This is a genomic window from Prevotella pallens ATCC 700821, from assembly GCF_000220255.1.
GTDB classification, from domain to species: Bacteria; Bacteroidota; Bacteroidia; order Bacteroidales; family Bacteroidaceae; genus Prevotella; species Prevotella pallens.
On the sequence record NZ_GL982513.1, the window covers coordinates 2,269,420 to 2,290,951 of the forward strand.

Here is a 21,532-nt window from a genome sequence, read left to right on the forward strand (position 1 = left end):
TAAAATTAAAATTTTGTGCAAAAATAAGCATTTTTTTCGATTATAAGGCTTTTTTTTTGTATTTTCGCATACTGATATTGGAATGGACAAGATAGGTCTCTTTCCTTTAAGCGATACATTCGAGGTATTATTACACAAAAATACACTCGCACAGTTTATAAGAATGAATTTACAGAAAGAAAGAATAACAGTGCAATAAAGAGAGTTCCACATTATTAGTATGTTTCTCTATAAGCAAACAATATAATCTTCCCACAAAATAACGAATAAAGATGATAAAATTTATCCAATCCGACAATATTATCTGGCGCAGTCATATTGCAAGAGCTATATTGGTGTTAATTACAACAGCTATTATTATAGTCTTTCTGCCACGAACTCAAGGCAAAATGTATCACTACGACGAGGGAAAGCCGTGGATGTATGGACAGCTTATTGCTAAATTCGACTTCCCTATATTTAAGAGTGAAGAGACTATAAAAGAAGAGCGTGACTCCATAATGAAGACTTTTGTCCCTTATTTTAATTTAAACGAGAATATTGGACGTAAAAAGGTAGAGCAATTCCGTAATGACTATAAGAATGGAATACCAGGATTGCCAGTTGAATATGTGAATATTGTAGCGCAAAAGTTACAAGAGTTATACGATATGGGTATCGTAAACCCAGTAAACTTTACTTCTTTAGTAAAAGATAGTAATAATATGGTGCATATCGTAGAAGGAAAGCAAGCTATAAGCAAGCCAGTTAAGCAACTTCTCACAACGCTTGGTGCTTACGAGAACCTTTTTACTACACCGCAATTAAGCACTAAACGTTCTGTTTTACAGCAATGCAACCTGAACGAATACATTGAACCAAACCTTATTTACGATAAGAATCGTAGTGAGAGTGAGATGAACGACCTGCTAAGTTTGATACCGCAGGCTTCTGGTATGGTATTAGAAGGACAACGAATTATAGATCGTGGCGATATTGTTGATGCACACACATATCGTGTTCTTAATTCCTTCGAACAAGCTACTGAGAAACGTAATGAAACAAAAGACCAAATAACGTTCACACTCTTAGGACAAACTATTTACGTCTTAATACTTGTTGTCTTGTTTACGCTCTACATTGCGCTATTCCGTACAGATTACTTTGACAAGCCTGGCTCTATCTTATTCTTATACGCCCTACTTATTATTTTTCCAATAATAACTTCGTTAATGATAAAACACAACATTTTCAGTATCTATATTGTTCCTTTCGCAATGGCGCCCATATTCGTTCGGGTGTTTATGGACTCGCGAACAGCATTCATTTCTTATGCCGTAACAATTTTGCTTTCGGCTGTTGCTGTGCGATACCAATACGAATTTATTGTGGTTCAACTTGTAGGTGGGCTTATTGCTATCTTTTCTCTACGCGAATTATCCAAACGTAGTCAGATATTTCTCACGGCTTTACTCGTTACTTTTGGTTCTGCTGCCATTTATTTGGCTCTTCAGCTAATACAAGCAGACGATTTTTCAAAACTTGATGGGTCTATGTATTTCCACATTGGAGTTAATGGATTCTTCCTCCTCTTTACTTATCCTTTAATGCTGATTATCGAAAAACTATTCGGTTTTGTTTCTACTGTAACTATGTTCGAGCTTTCTAACACTAATAACGAACTGTTGCGGAAACTGAGTGAGGTGGCTCCTGGAACATTTCAACATTCTATTACTGTAGGAAATCTTGGAGTTGAGATTGCTAATAAAATTCATGCTAAAGGGCAACTCGTACGTACTGGAGCATTATACCATGACATCGGCAAAATGGTAAACCCTGTATTCTTTACCGAAAATCAAGCTGGTGTTAATCCACATGATAAGATTTCAGACTTAGAAAGTGCTAAAATAATTATTGGACATGTTACCGAAGGACTTAAATTGGCAGAGAAATATAACTTACCAAATGTTATAAAAGAATTTATTACCACGCATCACGGACAAGGATTGGTTAAGTATTTCTACATAAACTATAAGAATGCACACCCCGATGAGGAGATAGACGATGCACCATTCCGCTATCCAGGTCCTAATCCGTGGACACGCGAGCAAGCTATACTTATGATGTGCGACACCGTTGAAGCTGCTTCGCGCTCACTTTCCGAATATACAGAAGAGAGTATAAGCAACTTAGTGAATAAGTTGATAGATGCACAGATGGCCAATGGTTTCTTTACCGATTGTCCTATTACGTTCCGCGATGTTAGCATAGCAAAACAAGTGCTTATTGAACGTCTGAAATCTATTTATCATACACGAATTCAATATCCTGAATTAAAATCGTAGTGAGATACGTAGAAGTTATTCTGCCCCTTCCGCTTGAAGGCACTTTTACGTATGTTGTGCCCGATGCATTACTCGATAAGGTAGTGCCATGTGTACGGTTGCTGGTTCCTTTCGGCAAAACAAAGACTTATATAGGTATATGTGATACCTATCCCTCCGACCACCCAAATAACAATGATGATAATGATGGAATAAAATATAAAGCTATTCTTGCAATACTTGATGACGGTCCGGTGTTATTGCCACAACAATTACAACTTTGGCACTGGATTGCCAACTACTATATGTCGCCCATTGGCGATGTTTATAAAGCTGCATTGCCATCTGGACTAAAGGGAGAGGATACTTATAAGCCGCACACCGAAGTGTATGTTTGCTTGGGAAAACAATTCCGTGGCGAACAAGAGCTACACATTGCACTCGATGGTCTTGCTCGTGCTACAAAACAACAAAAGGTGCTGATGTCTTATTTAGAGTTAAGTGGTATTGCTAATGTTCCTGAATTGGTTTCCACTGATGTAACTCAGACTAACAACAAACAGCATAATCAACTGAGAGCTGTGTCAAAAGACGAACTTAGAAATACCACTCATTGTTCGTTAGCCATAATAAATAGTCTAATAGAGAAAGGCATTCTACAAACCTATCGTAAAGAAGTTAGTAGGCTAAACAATGGTTATGACAAGCTACAACCCAATGCCATTCACGCTCTGAACGATGCACAGACCATTGCATACGACAAAATTCTGTTGCAGATGATGGCACACAATGTTACCCTTCTTCATGGTGTTACCTCATCAGGAAAAACCGAAATCTACATACATCTTATTTTTAAAGCACTTCAGGAGCATAAGCAGGTGTTATATTTGCTGCCAGAAATAGCATTAACGGTGCAAATCACCAATCGGCTACGTTGTGTTTTTGGCGATAAGCTTGGTATATATCATAGTAGATACAACGATGAAGAGCGTGTAGAAATATGGCAGAAACAACTCTCTAATGAGCCTTACGAAGTGATTCTTGGTGCACGAAGTGCAGTGTTCTTACCATTTCAACGATTGGGATTAGTGATTATAGACGAGGAACACGAAAATAGCTTCAAGCAACAAGACCCTGCTCCACGCTATCACGCACGGTCGGTTGCTATTGTTTTGGCACAAATGTACGGAGCTAAAACACTGTTAGGCACTGCAACTCCATCTATAGAGAGCTACAGAAATGCTCAATTGGGAAAGTATGGTTTGGTTACGTTATCGCAAAGGTATAAAGATATTCAGTTACCAACGATAGAGGTTGTGGATATTAAAGACCTTCGACGACGTAAGCTAATGTCAGGACCATTTTCTCCACGTTTGATTGCTGCTGTGAGAAATGCTCTACAACGTGGAGAACAAGCTATTCTCTTTCAGAATAGACGTGGATTTGCGCCTATGATTGAATGCCGTACTTGTGGGTGGGTGCCACATTGCCCCAACTGCGATGTGTCTTTAACTTATCACAAAAGTATGAACGTGCTTACCTGCCATTATTGTGGCTACACCGAACGAGTACCCGAACAATGCCCTAACTGCGAAAGTAAAGATATTAAAGGGCGTGGCTATGGTACGGAAAAAATAGAAGATGAGATTATGGAGGTGTTTCCTGATGCTCGCATAGCACGTATGGACTTAGATACAACTCGTACAAAGAATGCATACGAACGTCTGATAAATGATTTCTCGGCTGGTAAAACCAATTTACTTATAGGAACACAAATGGTATCAAAAGGATTAGATTTCGACCACGTATCGGTTGTGGGTATTCTCGATGCCGACAATATGTTGAACTATCCCGACTTTAGAGCCTACGAACACGCTTTTACTATGATGGCGCAAGTTAGTGGACGTGCTGGCAGAAAAGGTAAACAAGGTTTAGTTATTTTGCAAACAAAAAAACCAGAGCTACCTGTTATTCAACAAGTAGTGAACAATAGTTATACAGCTTTCTATAAATCGCAACTCGAAGAACGTACAGCTTTTCATTATCCACCGTTTTTCCACCTTATATATATATACATCAAACATCGTAACAACGATATTGTTGAATCGGCAAGCATGGAACTTGGCTCACGCATTCACGAGATATTTGGCAATAGAGTGCTGGGACCCGATAAACCAACAGTGGCACGTGTTAAAACATTGCACATACGAAAGATAATGCTGAAATTAGAAAACGGAATTGATTACAAACTTGCAAAGCAGTATTTGCGTTCTATACGAGACACTATGATGAAAGAAAAACGATATGGAGCGCTAACTATCTACTTCGATGTAGACCCCTTATAAGTGTAAATATAATTGTAAAGCACAAACTGTAGCATTAATAAATTTAGTATAATATGCTACGGAAAATACATATAACATCTTGTTCCAATAATCGCTTAATTACACATATTGAGAAAATATGTGCAAATTAATTTGGTAGAATAGAACAATCAATATAACTTTGCAGCCAATTTCAAACATATTAATACAAGAAAAGTTAAATTATGAAACTGAAATCATTAACCCTAATGCTTGCTTTATCTGTATCAGCAACGAGTATTAAGGCTGGCGGATTACTTACAAATACAAATCAAAGTATAGCATTTTTGCGTAGCTTGGCACGCGATGGTGCAATTGGCATAGATGGAGTCTACTCTAACCCTGCTGGTGTTGCTTTCTTACCAATGGGACTTCACCTCTCGCTCAGCGTGCAAAATGTTTATCAAACTCGTACCATCAATTCTGGCTTAACCATTCCAGCATTGCAAGGCTCTCCTTTCTATCAACCTTTCAAGCTGAATGGTGGAAACGATAATGGTGTTAAAGAGTTTAAAGGAAAAGCTTCGGTGCCTATTCTACCATCGTTCCAAATTGCTAAGAACTACGAAAAATGGGGATTCCAATTGGGCTTTGGTATAGTAGGTGGTGGCGGTAAGGCGACATTCAACTCTGGGCTTCCAACCTTCGAACGCCAAATTGCACTTATTCCGGCTTTGCTCGCCAAACAAGGATTCGGCTCTACCACACCTGCATACAGTGTAAGTAGCTACATTCACGGACAGCAATACGACTTCGGATTGCAGTTGGGTGCGACATATAAAATAAACGAAAACTTAGCTGTTTACGGTGGAGCACGATTCAACTACATATACAACAAGTACGAAGGTAACATTATAGGTATATCTGCCAACATTAACGGACAGATGGAAAACCTATACGACTATTTTGGTACAAAGGCTAATGCGCTTACACAGTTGGCTATTCAGAGTCAGCAAATGGCAAATCAGGCTACTAATCCTGCCGATAAAGCACGATACGAAGGTGCTGCAAAACAATATCAAGCTGGTGCCGATAAGCTAAACAGGACTAAAGAAGACTTTGCCGATAAGTATTTAGATTGTACACAACGTGGTTGGGGAATTACACCTATCATTGGTATTGATTATAAAACAGGACGATGGAACTTTGCGGCGCACTATGAATTTACTACCAAATTTAACATTGAAAACAACACAAAGCGCGACGATACTGGACAATTTAAAGATGGTGTGAACACTCCGAACGACCTCCCTGGATTGCTTTCGATAGGTGCACAGTACGAAGTGTTAGACAATTTGCGCCTCTTGGCTGGCTATCACTACTATTTCGACAAAGATGCACGTATGGCTAACAACAAGCAGCGATTGCTTTCGAGCAACACACGCGAGTATCTTGCTGGTATAGAATGGGACGTTAAACCTGGTGTTACTCTGAGCGCTGGTGCACAACGCACTAAATACGGATTGGGCGATGGTAGCTATCTTTCCGACCTCAGTTTCGTAACAAGTAGCTATAGCATTGGTCTCGGTGCAAAAATTAAGGTGGCAAAGAATGCTCATCTAAACATTGCCTACTTCTTTACAAACTACGAAAAATTCGACAAGACATACGAATCGACTATCAAAGAAGTAAAAGTGCAAAACACCGACCAGTTTACACGTAGCAATAAAGTATTCGGTGTCGGGCTAGATATAGACCTTTAATGCTGTGTAACCAATATAGAGAATCTCTATATATATATTAATTACCCTAAGTAGGTGTTCAAAGAAGAAAAAAAGGAGCAAGACAATATTGCGCTTAACTTTGAACATCTACTTATTGTTTTTTTTACCCAAAGCAGTCATTAGACCACAATATGTATAGTTCCTACTACTATGGTATTGTTTCCTAACATCTTTTGTATTCTTATCGACATCTTGTATGTCTTTGTAACTTGATATAGTCCACTACGCCTACGTTGCCAAGACAGACAATCTGCTCAATAGTAAAACAAAATATATTTAGACTCTAATGACCGATTTGGGTTAAACCATAGAGAGCACTAAATTTGAATATACTATTAAACTCAAATTGTGGCTCAGTAGAAAATAGGTGAGGATATTTTTAAAAAGAACACAATTGTAATGGTTCTCACTCTTACACAGCACAAAACACTTTAATACATTCTTATTCAGCAGCTTACCATTATACCAGAATTAGAATATAGCAGCATAAAAGAGTTTTTATTTCGCATCTGAACAAATATATTTCAGCCATCATAACATAACATCACAAAGGTAGTAGTTTGCTATGATATCTAATTTGAAACTGACAGATATCTGAGACGAATGTTACAGATATCTGAGACGAATGTTACAGATATCTAAACGTAAGGCAACCAACATCTACTAACTTTTCTAACCACGTGAGAAAACCTCTTTGCTTAGCTAATAGCCCATAGTTGCCTACTTATAATTTCGGTGTTTATCTTTACTAAGCTATTAGAATTTGTAGGTAATGGCACCAAAAGGAATGCAACCTCCGTTTAGTTTATACGAGAAGTTGAACGAAAGTTCGTCTTTAGATGGATTTCCCAGAATGTTGTAAAGTCCGAAGCGCAGAAAGAATTTAGCGTGTTTAAACTCTTTTCTAAAATCGTAGCTAGCATCTATTCTGTATCGTGTTGGATCACGCTGCGTACGGAATGTTTCAAGTCTATTGTTTTCATCGCCATAAAACGAATCGTATGGGAATTTACCAGAATAGATTGTGGTGCCAATTGTGAATGTGGAATGTTTAAACATTTTGTAGGACACGAAAGCATTAAAGTTATGAGGCAGGTCGAACAGTGATGGTATTTTTCCAAACTGAGGTAATTCTGCATACCATTCTTTACTTTTAGAGAAGCCATAAGACAGTTGCCAACTTAATTTGCGCCATTGGTTGAACATATATAAGTTTACACCGTAGCTTTCTCCGTTTCCAGCCATCATATATTTATCCCATCTGCTATCTTCAATAAACGAGTTAGGACGAAAAGCCAATAAGTTGTTGCGTCGCTTATAATAAGCCGATAGTTCTATTATACCGGTGTGCAGATAATGTTTCCATCCAGCTTCGTAGTGTATAGCTGTTAGTGGCTTAAAACTTTTAATGCTTGGCATAATAAAATCGAACGGTGCAGAAATATTCGAAACAAGTACGTGGTGAAAATACTGCTCCATTTTTAAGAATGTAAGATAGAAGAGATTCTTATTGTTTACAGTGGCTTTCAAAATAAGCCTTGGTTGTAAACTTTGATAGGTCTTATAGTGGTTAGGCGCATATAGAACGTAGTGTAATCCAGCTTGCGCATATAGCCAATTGGTTATATATATTTTATTATCAACAAATGCAGATATTTGTTTTATAGGTTCTTTTTCGTTATAAAGTCCTCGTCCAAACCCTGCGAGCTTATATAATCCGAAGTCGGTTTTCAATCCCCAATTAATTTTGTAGTACGAATTAAACTGATAGGAGAAATCGGTATTAGCGTATAAATGTTTAGCTCCACTTTCAACAAATTTGTTTGCTCGCAACACAAATGCTTTTGCATCGGCGCTACTTTTGTTGTAAGTGAATGCAATCGACGACGAATTAGTTATTCGTCGGTTAATAATAGTGTTGAATTGGAGTGCATATAACTGTGTGTTCCACGCTAAGACTGCATTTTTGTATTCGTTACTAGGTTCTTTATACTTATCGTTCGAATTGTATATGGAAAGCTGTAGCGTTGTAACTGAATCAATATCCCACGATAGTTTTGTGTTTATATCGTTGAAAATGTGTGTAGAATATTTGTCGGCTCCGAAATATTTATCGAATAAATCGAGCCAGCTTCTTCGTGTGCCCACTAAATACGACAATTTGTTTTTTACAATTGGACCTTCTGACACAGCCGATACAGAGGCGACATCGAGCGATACAGTATGTTCGAATTTGTTTTTATTGCCATTGCGAAGTTTTACGTCCATCACCGATGAAAGTCGTCCCTCGTATTGTGTAGGAATGTATCCATTGTAGAACGAAGCCGACTTAATGGCATCTCCGTTAAATATAGGGAGGAGCGTATTAAGATGATTTGGACTGTAAATTGGAATGCCTTCGAGTAAAATCAGATTTTCGTCAGTTCCGCCTCCTGCTACATTGTATCCAGTATTGGCTGTAGCAAGCGACACACCTGGTAATATTCTGATTTGCGAAAATAGGTCAGAATTGCTAAACGAAAGCATATTAGAAGGTGCAGCATCGGTTAAATCTTCCTTACTTTTATGTTGTTGTACCTGCACAGCTTTTATTTGATAAGGAATAGGCTCTAACGTTATAGTTTTCTGTATGTTATTTTGAATATCAATAGTTGTTTCGTAAGGCGAGTAGCCCATACATGACACAATGAGGTTAATAGTTCCTCTGTTTGTGGTAAGGCAGAATGTACCATTCTTATCGGTAGCAGTAAGCGCCTTAGTTCCATTTTTATCGGCAATACTAACAGTTGCGCCAAACAGTTTCTCACCAGTTTCAGCTTCTTCTACAATGCCTGTTACAAACACATTCTTTGCTTTTACAATTTCTATTTTCAGTCGTTTGTTTTCGCTATTCGTTAGTTTATACTCGTAGTCTTTTAGTAAAGTAGCAATAAGTTGCTTTACGCTAATATGTCCGTGCCGTTGAAACTTCACAATGCGTGTCAGATTTATGCGGTCGGCAGGATACGAAAGCGAAATGTGTGCTTGTTGTTCAATAAGTGCAAACCAGTCTTTAACAGTAGCAGCATTAGTATTGATAGAAAGCATAAAGTCTTCTATAGAACTTTCTATTTTTATAGGTTTTGTTTGCTTCTTTTTATTTTTAATCTGAATAAGAAGTTTGCGATTGTCTAACGGAATTAGATTATATTCGTATTCGTTTAGTATAATTTCGAGCAATTGTGTTACCTTCATTTTGCCCGAAACACCAATACCTATGCGTTTGTTTAAGTTAATTAAAGAGGGATTGTATGAGAGTGTAATTTTTGTTTGTCGTTCTATTTGCTGGAACCACGAATGCACAGTGGCAGAAGAAGCGTCAATCTTAACAACTTCTTCTGCCACTGTGTTCTGTCCGTTCGCTACCAATGTAACGAGCAAAAACAATATTGATAAAAGCAGTTTTGGCATTTATCTCATATTAGTAATTATTTATACAAACGATAGTGGATAGACGATACTGTTTCGTACTTACAATTGCAAAGCATTGCTAATTCTGCTACCGCTTTCTCTGGATTATTTGTGTGTAGCTTAGTTGTTATTCTGTTTTTAAGCAAGTCTTTTTGTGTCTCAATTCGGATATCCATACCTTGCTCTATTTCTTTTATTGCAGTTGCTAAAGGCGTATTGTTGAATACAAACTCCTTAATATCTGCCTGTGCGTTATTTTGTTTTTGTGCAATAAGTTTACCATTCTTATGTACAACGGTTTCGCCTTTTATTAGCGTTACAACTTCCGAATCGGTACTAACGCGCACACGTCCAGTTGAAACAGCTACACTTTCAGTGTTTTGCGAAGTAGCATTCACTTTAAACGATGTGCCTAATACTTCTACTTTTAATTCTCCTGCTTCAACAGTAAAAGGAATATTACTGTGTTCTACATTGAAAAATGCTTGTCCTTCTAGTGCAGCAATACGTTTTCCGTCTTGTTCTTTAAAGCTTAACGAAGCTTGTGGAGATAGCATTACACTGCTTCCATCGGGTAAAGTTACGATATTCTCTGTTGTAGAATTGTTTGCGAATGTTGTTTTTTCAGTATCAACAAGGTAATGATATGCAAGTGTTCCAATACCAATAAGCAACAGTAACGATGCAGCAATACTGAAAATGTTTCGAAGTTTTAATGTTTTTGTATGTTGAGAGGTGGCATTTGTCAATTGGTTTTCTATTCTATTCCATGCAGCTTCTGTATTAAAGTTTTTTGTTTCTGAGGTTTCTGTTTGTATCATTACATTATTTAGCGTGTCAAATTCAGCCTTATTTGCATTCTTAAATGCAATTAAAGCCATTCTTTCGTTCTCTGCAATAGGTTCGTTTGCAAAGTACTTTCCTAAAATCTCGTCTATTTCAATTAACTCTTTCATAAGTTCAGTGCTATCGATATAAAGATGGTTACAATTGTTATTATAGGATTCGCAGCAATATAAGCCCTAATAATTTTAATAGCTTTGCCTATATGGTTTTCAACGGTTTTCTCAGAGATGTTTAAACGTTCGGCAATTTCTTTGTATTTCATTTTTTGCAGTTTGCTCATTTTAAAAACTTCCCTGCATTTCGGCGGCATCTCTTTTAACACGTTTTCCAATAATAGTTTATAGTCGGTAGTGGGAATATTTTCTGAATCGTCTGCAATTAAACGCAATGCGTTTTCATTGTCAGATACTTTCTCGTATGTTTTGTTGTTATTCAAGAATGTTAGGCAGTTATTTCGTATAGCAACTTTCATATAGGCAAGCATTTCTTCTTCTGGTAAAGCGTCTTTCTGCTTATCCCATACATTTATGAAGAGTGTCTGAACGACATCTTCACAGTCATCTTGGTCTGCAATATAACCGTTTGCTATTTTGCATAGCATTGGGTAATACTTCTCAAATCGCAACTTAAATTGTTCTTTTCTATTCTCACTCATTGTATTTAAAGGGTTCGACTTTTATGTCGTTACCTCTCCTAAACGGGAGTACAAAGGTACAGTAAATAGTTTTATTTCCATTTGTTTTTATGTTATAAAATATTTCTCTTAACTTTATATCTAAAACAAAATATGTATGAAAACCCCTATAATATATCGTTATTTATTAACATGATTTATTATTCTGTAGAAAATAAGGCTCTACTTTTCCTAAAAAGCATCTTTTTCTTTGTATATTTGCATACATAATGTAATTTTAAAGGATTTAATAAAAAAGGATTTTTAAGGAATGGAAACTATTAAAGATAAGAAATATGGAGGCGAACGTCCTCTATTTGGATTACAAAATATTCGTTTAGAGAATATTGAAATTATAGATGGAGAGTCTGGAATTAAATGTTGTAAAAACATTGAATGTCATAATTCTCGGTTTTATGGCAAATATCCGTGGTGGCATGTAGATAAAAGTCTTATAACCGACTGTTATTTTGCACCAGGTTCACGTTCGGCAATTTGGTATTCTACCGATATGATAATGAAAAATAGCGTTATAGACGGTCCGAAATTCTTTCGTGAAATGAAAAATTTGGAATTAGAAAACGTTAAAATAAACGATGCTGACGAAACTTTTTGGAAAGTTGATGGATTGAAAATAAAGAATGTAGAGTTGCATCAAGGCACTTATCCGTTTATGTTCTCTAATAATATATATGTAGACGGACTTATTTCTGATGCAAAATATGTTTTTCAGTATTGTAAGAATGTAGAAGTTCACAACGCTAAAATAGTAACGAAAGATTCTTTTTGGGAATGCGAAAATGTTACCGTGTACGACTCTGACCTTAATGGCGAATATTTAGCATGGCATAGTAAAAATGTAAAACTTGTGCGTTGTCATATCAGCGGTGAACAACCATTGTGCTATCTTGATGGGATTATATTGGAAGATTGTACTTTCGATGCTGCTTGCGACCGTACATTTGAAGATAGCCGTAATATAAATGCACAAATAAAAGGCACTATTAGCGAAATAAAAAATCCTATCTCTGGTAAGATTGTTGCCGATAAAATTGGCAAAATAACTTACGATGAATACGCAAAAGGTACAGATTGTGTAATAGAAGAACGATAAAGAAAGAACCAAATACCTATGGAAGATATTAATTTCGATAAGTTTGTAAATCGTCGTGGCACTAATTCGGTTAAATGGGACGAAGAAAAAGAAGAAGGAATTATTCCACTTTGGGTGGCTGATATGGATTTTCCTGCTGCACCTGCTATTCGTAAAGCTGTAGAAGAACGTGCAAAACATGGAATTTTTGGTTATGCTATTGTGGGCGATAGTTATTACGAAGCCATAATTAATTGGTTCAAGCGTAGGCATAATTGGCAAATAGAACGAAACTCCATTATTTATACTACGGGTGTAATACCTGCTATAAGTGCTTCTATTAAAGCTTTGGCAATGCCTGGCGAAAATGTGCTTATACAAACGCCGGTTTACAATTGTTTCTATTCGTGTATTCGCAATCAAGGAATGCAAATCTTAGAAAACCCACTAAAACGAGAGGGAAATACATACGTTGTAGATTGGCACGACTTTGAAAAAAAGTGCTCCGATGAGAAAACTACGTTGTTTTTGCTTTGCAACCCTCACAATCCTGCAGGACGTGTGTGGACAAAAGACGAGTTAGCGCAGATGAATGATATTTGTATGCGTCATAATGTAAAGGTTATAAGCGATGAAATTCATTGCGAACTCATAATGCCGGGGTATACTTTTACACCATTTGCAACTGTAAATTCAGATTGTTTGGCTAATAGTGTTGTTTGTAATTCGCCTACAAAGAATTTTAATATTGCTGGATTGCAAATTGCAAATATAGTTTGTTCTAACGAGGAATGGCGCAGACGCATAGATCGGGTTATTAATATTTTCGAAGTTTGCGATGTTAATCCGTTTGGACCTATTGCGCTGGAGGCTGCTTATAATGAAAGCGAAGAATGGCTAAATAAGTTACTTCTTTATATAGCCGACAACTATGCTTTGCTTACAGACACTTTAAAAAAATATTTACCAGACTATGAAGTTCTGAAATTAGAAGGTACTTACCTTGTATGGGTAGACATTCGTAAAAGTGGTTTAAAGTCTGATGTATTGGCAGAAAAATTGCTTCACGATGGTAAAGTACAAGTAAATAGTGGTATGATGTATGGGAAAACTGCAGGCGAAAATTATATTAGAATTAACATAGCTTGTACGCGCGCTACATTGCAAGAGGGCTTAAACCGTATTATAAAAGTACTTTCCCACCTGTAAAAAATATGGTGTTTATGCATTTATTGCCAAACACCGAATGGAAAGTTTTTTAGATAATAAAAAGAAAGGTTGCTGTATGTATGAATAAAAAATATACACAGCAACCTTTTTTTAGTATATATATTAATGCAATTAAAGTATACTTTTAATTGATAATTTTACTTGTATAGGTTTTTCCGTTCGCATTTTTAATTTGCACAATATAAATTCCTTTTGGCAATGGAAGTGCTATTGGTAGTGCATTTGAAACATTGCAGAGTGTAATTGCAGTGCCTTTTGTACTGTATACAGATAGTTCTGCATTACCTTCTATTCCGTTTACGGTTAGCATACCGTTATTATATCTTACAGATGGCTCCACCTTATTTATATTAGTAGCATTAATTCCATCAGGAACAATATCGCGCAAAGCTACACGGGCGAAGTAAGGAAGTACATAATCGCCTACTTTTGTGAAGAAACCACTTATATAAGCATATTTTTCCGAATCGTCTATTTTTAAGAACGAAACAATTTTGTTGGGTTGTCCTTCTATTTTTAAGGTCGATGAGAAGTCTTTTCCATCTTTAGTTAATACGTGGAAAAACGCATTTCCTGGCGTAACAACATCTCCACCTACTATAATAACATTATCGCCCACAAGTTTTGAACCAAAAACAGCAAGACTTTCTGCTTCATGATTTTCAGTAAAAAAGTTTTGGCGTGGATTATATGATTCATCAAGCGAACCATCTTTATTTATAACACAGGTTAAGAACCTATCGCCACTCTCTGTTGTAAGGAAATCGCCACCAACAAGTATTTTATCTTCGCCAAATGGAGATATTGATTTTATAAAACCATCTAATTGTGGTTGATGGAAAGAACGGTCGAGAGTTCCATCTGCATTAATATGTATGAGTCGTTTTTGCTTAAATCCGCCATCATAACCACCAAAAGAGCCTCCTAAATATAATGACCCATCGGGAGCTTTCCATATTGCATCTACGTTAGGCGAACTTTTTAAATGTATTTCTTTATCGGTAGGAAGAAACGATTCATCGCGTGTTCCGTCTGCATTGAAACGTGCAATAAGTGGAGCTAACTTTCCATTTACACGATTGAAACAACCTGCAACATAAAACTGACCGTTAGGCAACATAACTATTTGCTGCAATTCTATTTCTTTTATGGTTTTATGGTTTACTATCTCAAATTTTATGTCGTTTTTAAATGTTTCATCGAGAGTCCCATCGGCATTAATACGCACCAAACTACCTACAGCCTTTTCATTGTATGTGGTGAAATGCCCTGCTACAAGATATTTACCATCAGAGGTTTTTGCTACTGCTGTAGCATAACTATCAAATCCTTTACCGCCTTTATTAAAAGATTCGTCTTCGTCGCCATTTGCTTTTAAACGTATTAAACCGCAAATTTTTCGGTCGCCTACATTATAAAAGGAACCTGCACATACATTTTTTCCATCGGGTTCTAATACCATCGATAAAACATTACCATCGAATACTGGTTTGTAACTTGCATCAATCTCGCCAGCTTTTAGTTGCGCATAACTTGACAACGAAAAAACTGAAGCCACTGTGATGAACGAGAATTTAACTAATGTTTGCTTCATAAGATTTGTTTTTAATATGACATTAAAGGTTGGCTATAAAAAGCAGCCGTCCCCTATAATAGATTGTATAGGTCGCAAAGATAGTTATATTTTGTTATATAGACAAAGTATTTGGTAATAAAAATTAGTTAGAACCACAAAAAAATGTACACGATGCTTTATTCGCAATAAATTATATTATAAGGTGTATTCGCTAAAAAACTATATTGAAGTTTTTTACCGAAATGTTGAAAAGTTTTATTCTTCGCTACTTTTATACGATAGTTTTAAAGATTAAAGTAAAAAATTTCAGCACTTTTTTCGGTGATTGTGCTATTGTTGCTTAATTATATAGTTATTTCTAAACCAGTGTATTACTGTGTATAAAATTTTCTTATTATATTTTTTTATTTTATAATTAAAAATATTTTTTTTCTTATTATTATTCTACGATGTTTTAATTATTATTTTTTATTACTCTTTTAAGTTTCAAAAAGCTAATGCTAAAAATAATATATTCAGTGGCATTATACATCTTATTTTTAAACTTAATTGGTCTACTAAAATAATGCAAAACAAATAAGTTGCTAATGTACAATTTGAAATAAAAACAATTTCTTTATAACACATTCTATTAAGTTCTATGTTGAATAATAATTGATATTCTTTTAAGTTTCTGATATTTTGCTTAACTTTGTACACGTGTTGAATAATAACACGTGCAACCTTTAAAGAATAAAGTTATATGGCACGTTGTGCAAACCAAAACTTATGGTAACGGTATTTGTCCAACGCTCAAAACTCTACAAATGAAAATTAAAACAATAAAATTATGGAGAACAAAATACAGAAACGTTTGCAAGAGTTGCGCAAGCTAATGAAGGAAAGAAACCTTTCAGCGTTTATATTTCCCAGTACAGACCCACATCAAGGTGAATATATTCCAGACCATTGGAAAGGAAGAGAATGGATTTCTGGCTTTAATGGTTCAGCGGGAATTGCAGTAGTTACACAGAAAAGTGCTGCACTTTGGACAGATTCGCGCTACTTTATAGCTGCAGCAGAACAATTAAAAGGAACCGACTATATATTAATGAAAGAACGTATAGCCGAAACTCCATCTATTTCTGAATGGTTAGCAAGCGAATTTAAAGGTTGCGAAGACGTACATATTGGTATTGATGGCTGGGTTTGCACAAATACTTACGCAACCGAACTTATTTGGACACTAAAAGATATGGGCGATTTTTATGTTCATACAGATTTCGACCCATTAGAAGTAATATGGAAAGACCGCCCTTCTATTCCAAAAAATAAAATAGAAATACAACCTTTAAAGTTTGCAGGCGAAACAGTTGCTTCTAAATTAGAACGCATTAGAAAAGCAATAGCAAAACAACAGGCAGATGGCATATTGGTTTCGGCACTCGACGAGATAGCTTGGACTTTAAACCTACGTGGTAACGATGTTCATTGTAATCCTGTTTTTGTTGCTTATTTACTTATTGAAACAACAAAGGCAACTCTCTTTATAGATAGCGAAAAACTAACTACAGAAGTGAAAAACTATCTTGAAAAGGAAAATATAACAATAAAGGATTATAACGAACTGTTATCTGCCTTGCAAACATATAATGGCAAAGCACTGCTTATAAATAGCAACGAAATGAGCCATAAAGTGTACAACACCATTAATAGCGAACGTGCAGTTGTAGGAATATCGCCTATTCCTGAAATGAAAGCTGTGAAAAACGAAACAGAAATAGAAGGTTTTAAACACGCAATGGTGCGCGATGGTATAGCTATGGTTAAGTTCTTACGGTGGTTAAAACCCGCAGTTAAAGCTGGTAAAGAAACCGAAATATCGTTAGAAAAGAAATTAACTTCGCTTCGCGCCGAACAAGATTTGTTTAGAGGAATATCATTCGATACTATTGTTGGATACGAAGAACACGGTGCAATTGTGCATTATGAGGCAACACCACAAACCGATATACCTGTAAAACCTCACGGATTTGTATTAATAGATAGTGGTGCACAATATCAAGATGGCACAACCGATATAACACGAACCATTGCATTAGGCGACATTACCGAAGAACAACGCCACATTTATACGCTTGTATTAAAAGGACATATACAACTTGCTCTTTGTAAATTCCCAAATGCAGCTTGTGGTTCGCAAATAGATGCCTTTGCCCGACAAGCAATGTGGCGAGAAGGCTACAACTTTATGCACGGAACCGGGCATGGTGTAGGTAGTTTTTTAAATGTACACGAAGGTCCTCACCAAATTCGTATGGAATGGCGTCCAGCTCCATTATATAAAGGAATGACAGTTACCGATGAACCTGGCATTTATCTTACAGGAAAATTTGGAGTGCGCATAGAAAACACATTATATATAAAGCCATATATGGAAACCGATTTCGGAAAATTCCTTCAGTTTGAATCGCTAACACTTGCACCTATCGATACAACTCCTATAGATTTCAATATGCTTTCTACAGACGAAATAGAATGGCTCAACCAGTATCACGCAACAGTTTTCGAAAAGTTAGCTCCTTATCTGAACGAAGAAGAAAGAGCATGGCTAGCAATAGAGACAGTTGCAATAGAACTATAACCTATTATAGAAAATAACAATATAAATACCAACATAATGAAGAAAATTATAGCAGCCGCAATATTAAGTTTTTCGCTTAATAGCTTTGCAAACAATGCTCCTTTATGGTTGCGTTTCTGTTCTATTTCGCCAGACGGACAAACTATTGCCTTTTCGTATAAAGGCGATTTATTTTCGGTTCCCGTAAATGGTGGAATAGCAAAACAACTTACTACTAATCCTGCCTACGATGCTTATCCTATTTGGAGCCCAGATGGACAAAAAATTGCTTTCGCTTCTACACGAGAAGGCAGTATGGATATTTATTTAATGAATAAAAATGGGGGTGTTCCAAAACGTTTAACTACTAATAGTGGTAGCGAAATACCAATGGCATTTACCAATAATAACCATGTTTTGTTCTCATCGGCTATTATGCCTACCGCAAAATCTATATTTTTTGCTTCGGGTACATTCCCACAAACCTACGAAGTTAATATAGATGCAAGTCGTCCACGCCTTTATTCGCCCATAACTATGTGCGATGCTAATGTAAAAAGTAATGGCGATATTTTGTATCACGATGTAAAAGGCTACGAAGATAATTTTAGAAAACACCACCGTTCGCCTGTAACACGCGATATTTGGCTTTATAGTAAAGGAAACTATACAAAACTTACCAACTTTGATGGGGAAGACCGTACACCTGTATGGGGAAATAACACTAACGAATATTACTATTTGAGCGAAGAAGATGGTACGTTCAATGTTTACAAACGCAACATTGATGGTAGTGGCAAAAAACAACTAACATTTCATAAGGCAAATCCTGTACGTTTTCTTACTGTAGCCAACAATGGTACTATATGTTATGGCTACGATGGAGAAATATATACACTAAAAGATGGGCAACAACCTAAAAAGGTTGATATAACTATTGTTACAGACCAAATAGATAACGACCTGGTACGACAAGTAAGAACATCGGGGGCAACCGAAATAAAACTTTCGCCAAAAGGAAAAGAAATTGCATTTGTATTGCATGGCGATGTTTATGTTACATCGTTAGACTACAGAACAACCAAACAAATTACAAACACTGCAGAACAAGAACGCAATATAGACTTTGCGCCAGATGGAAGAGGCATTGTTTACAGTTCGGAACGTAATGGTATTTGGCAAATTTACGAGACAAAAATTAAAAACAAGGCAGAGAAAAACTTTACTTATGCGACAGATTTGGTGGAAGAACGTTTAACAAATACCAATCAAACATCGCAAATGCCACAATATAGCCCTGATGGGAAAAAAATTGCATTTTTCGAAAATAGAGCTTCGCTTAAAATATTAGATCTTAAAACAAAAGCTACTATAACTGCTACCGATGGAAAAGATCTTTATTCATATAGCGATGGCGATATTTGGTTTTCGTGGAGTCCAGATAGTCGTTGGATTCTTACTCCGTATATGGGAAATGGCGGTTGGAACAATAGAGATATTTCGCTCGTAGATGCTACAGGAAAAAAAGTTCCTTTTAATCTTACACAAAGTGGTTATAACGATGGTGGCGCAAAATGGGTATTAAAAGGAAAAGCTATGCTATTTTTTAGCGACCGTGCAGGTTATCGTAGCCATGGAAGTTGGGGAGCAGAATCTGATGCATACTTAATGTTTTTCGATCTTGATGCTTACGATCGCTTCCGTATGTCGAAAGAAGAGCGCGAATTGCTTGATGAGGCTGAAAAAGAACAAAAGAAACAAGAAAAAGAAGCGCAGGAGAAAAACGAAAAAAACAATAAAAACAAGAAGAACGATAAGAAAAATAAAAAAACTGACGAGAAGAAAGACGAAGAAGTTAAACCTTTACAGCTCGATTTAGATAATTGCAGAGACCGCATTGTACGTTTAACCGTAAATTCTTCTCATTTGGGCGATGCTTTATTAAATCCAGAAGGCGACGTTTTATATTATCAGGCAGCTTTTGAAGGTGGTTACGACCTTTGGAAACACGATTTGAAAGAAGATAAAACACAAATTGTGATGAAAGAAGTTGGTGATGGAGCATTAGAAGCCGATAACGATTTTAAAAATCTTTATATTTGTGCCCATAATGGAATTAAAAAGATAGACCTTTCTAAACAATCAAGTAGCAATGTTGGCTTTGAAGCTCGGTTCGATTATAAGCCTTATCAAGAACGTGAATATATTTTCAATCACGTATGGCAACAAGTAAAAGACAAGTTTTATGTAGAAAACATACATGGAGTAGATTGGGAAGGCTATAAAAAAACTTATAAACGCTTCTTACCTTATATTAATAATGAATACGACTTCCGTGATATGCTTGGAGAATTGCTTGGCGAATTGAATGCTTCTCATACAGGAGCACGCTATCATGGAGAAAGTCCATCGCTAACAACGGCTACTTTAGGACTTTTCTTTGATAATGCATACGATGGAGATGGGCTAAAAGTGGAAGAAGTTATTAAACGCGGACCTTTTGCTGTGCGTAAAACAGGCGTAACAGCAGGCTGTATTATTGAAAAAATAGACGGAGAACCCATACTTAAAGGTAAAGATTATAACTATTTGCTTGATGGAAAAGCGGGAAAACGCATTATAGTTTCGGTTTATAACCCAACAAATAAAAAACATTTCGATGTTACGGTGAAAGCTATTAGTAAAGGTACACAAGACGAATTACTATATAAACGTTGGGTAGACCGTAATCGTGCCTTTGTTGATAGTATATCGGGAGGAAAAATAGCCTATGTTCATGTAAAAGGTATGAATAGTCCAAGCTTCCGAACAGTATATAGCGAACTATTAAGTGCAGAAAATCGTGTAAAAGATGCTGTAATTGTAGACGAAAGACATAATGGCGGAGGCTGGCTTCACGATGATCTTTGTACACTTTTAAGTGGAAAAGAATATCAAAAGTTTATACCACACGGTAAATATATAGGGAGCGACCCATTTAACAAATGGAACAAACCATCGTGCGTATTAATTTGTGAAGACGATTATAGCAATGGAATGGGATTCCCACAAATTTATAAATATCTTGGAATAGGTAAACTTATTGGTGCACCAATAGCAGGAACTATGACTGCTGTTTGGTGGGAAACACTTATAAATGGTATGATTTTTGGAATTCCACAAGTAGGTTGTCAGGATATGAAAGGTAGATTTGCCGAAAATTTACAACTCAATCCAGATATTGAAGTGTATAACACACCAGCCGACTATATTAACGGCTACGACCGACAGTTGGAAAAAGCAGTGCACGAAATGATGAAAAAATAACATTGCAAGAGAATATACACATACTGATAGATAGCTATACACAAAACAATATAAGCAACAACTATCTGCAAAAACCATTATACAAAATAAATGGGCTCCGAATTTTAGGTTCGAAGCCCGTTTTTATTACAGCTAAAATTTGTATTCGAAAAAATATAATAATAAACCACACAGAATATTATTACAAAATATTTTTTAAAATACAAAATAAAAAATATAATAAGAAATCAATGCAACATCTATGTATTTGGAAGTCAGACCATATAATGAAAGTAAATCAAAATTAGTCCATATTAGCATAGAACATAAACAAAAAATAGAATTATTGTATGAAAGAAAACAATACCTAAACATTCACATTTTCGG

Annotated in this window: 11 protein-coding genes; 7 read left to right on the top strand and 4 right to left on the bottom strand. The window is 36.1% G+C overall.

What is annotated here, in order from left to right; translation table 11 throughout:
- Nucleotides 1-272 precede the first annotated feature (272 nt).
- The 3 genes from HMPREF9144_RS08985 (at nt 273) to HMPREF9144_RS13555 (ending at nt 6,369) form a co-directional block, all read left to right on the top strand.
- On the top strand, nt 273-2,324 hold the full coding sequence (locus HMPREF9144_RS08985; protein WP_006045656.1) for an HD family phosphohydrolase: 2,052 nt from the start codon (nt 273-275) through the stop codon (nt 2,322-2,324).
- Nucleotides 2,324-4,648 carry a replication restart helicase PriA gene (priA, locus tag HMPREF9144_RS08990; RefSeq protein WP_006045657.1) on the top strand — a complete coding sequence of 775 codons (2,325 nt, stop codon included), beginning with the start codon at nt 2,324-2,326 and terminating at the stop codon, nt 4,646-4,648. The genes HMPREF9144_RS08985 and priA overlap by 1 nt, the downstream gene beginning before the upstream one ends.
- A 203-nt stretch (nt 4,649-4,851) precedes the next feature.
- Nucleotides 4,852-6,369, top strand: a complete 1,518-nt coding sequence (locus HMPREF9144_RS13555; protein ID WP_006045658.1) for a porin family protein — start codon at nt 4,852-4,854, stop codon at nt 6,367-6,369.
- Between the two features lie 777 nt (nt 6,370-7,146).
- On the opposite strand, the gene HMPREF9144_RS09000 is transcribed toward HMPREF9144_RS13555, so the two are convergent.
- The 3 genes from HMPREF9144_RS09000 to HMPREF9144_RS09010 all read right to left on the bottom strand — a co-directional run bounded on the left by HMPREF9144_RS09000 (nt 7,147) and on the right by HMPREF9144_RS09010 (nt 11,341).
- Nucleotides 7,147-9,774, bottom strand: coding sequence for a TonB-dependent receptor (locus HMPREF9144_RS09000; protein ID WP_249031141.1), 2,628 nt, complete (start codon nt 9,772-9,774; stop codon nt 7,147-7,149).
- 83 nt (nt 9,775-9,857) lie between these two features.
- The gene (locus HMPREF9144_RS09005) at nt 9,858-10,796 is read right to left on the bottom strand and encodes a FecR family protein (protein WP_006045660.1); all 939 of its coding nucleotides are present in this window, start codon (nt 10,794-10,796) and stop codon (nt 9,858-9,860) included.
- Nucleotides 10,793-11,341, bottom strand: a complete 549-nt coding sequence (locus tag HMPREF9144_RS09010; RefSeq protein ID WP_006045661.1) for an RNA polymerase sigma-70 factor — start codon at nt 11,339-11,341, stop codon at nt 10,793-10,795. Before HMPREF9144_RS09010 ends, HMPREF9144_RS09005 begins: the two co-directional genes overlap by 4 nt.
- Nucleotides 11,342-11,630: 289 nt before the next feature.
- On the opposite strand from HMPREF9144_RS09010, the gene HMPREF9144_RS09015 reads away from it, so the two are divergent.
- Nucleotides 11,631-12,473 (top strand): DUF3737 family protein, encoded by an 843-nt coding sequence (locus HMPREF9144_RS09015; RefSeq protein ID WP_006045662.1) that lies wholly within the window; start codon nt 11,631-11,633, stop codon nt 12,471-12,473.
- A gap of 18 nt (nt 12,474-12,491) precedes the next feature.
- Entirely contained in the window at nt 12,492-13,661 is a 1,170-nt protein-coding gene (locus HMPREF9144_RS09020) for a MalY/PatB family protein (RefSeq protein ID WP_006045663.1), read from the top strand.
- 145 nt (nt 13,662-13,806) lie between these two features.
- Here HMPREF9144_RS09020 and HMPREF9144_RS09025 read toward each other — a convergent pair whose 3' ends face one another.
- On the bottom strand, nt 13,807-15,276 hold the full coding sequence (locus tag HMPREF9144_RS09025) for a T9SS type A sorting domain-containing protein (protein ID WP_006045664.1): 1,470 nt from the start codon (nt 15,274-15,276) through the stop codon (nt 13,807-13,809).
- Nucleotides 15,277-16,087: 811 nt separating this feature from the next.
- Between HMPREF9144_RS09025 and HMPREF9144_RS09030 the strand changes: the two genes are divergently transcribed.
- Together HMPREF9144_RS09030 and HMPREF9144_RS09035 are read left to right on the top strand one after the other, a co-directional pair.
- On the top strand, nt 16,088-17,881 hold the full coding sequence (locus tag HMPREF9144_RS09030; RefSeq protein ID WP_006045667.1) for an aminopeptidase P family protein: 1,794 nt from the start codon (nt 16,088-16,090) through the stop codon (nt 17,879-17,881).
- A 36-nt stretch (nt 17,882-17,917) separates the two neighbouring features.
- Nucleotides 17,918-21,166 carry a S41 family peptidase gene (locus tag HMPREF9144_RS09035; protein ID WP_006045668.1) on the top strand — a complete coding sequence of 1,083 codons (3,249 nt, stop codon included), beginning with the start codon at nt 17,918-17,920 and terminating at the stop codon, nt 21,164-21,166.
- Nucleotides 21,167-21,532 lie beyond the last annotated feature (366 nt).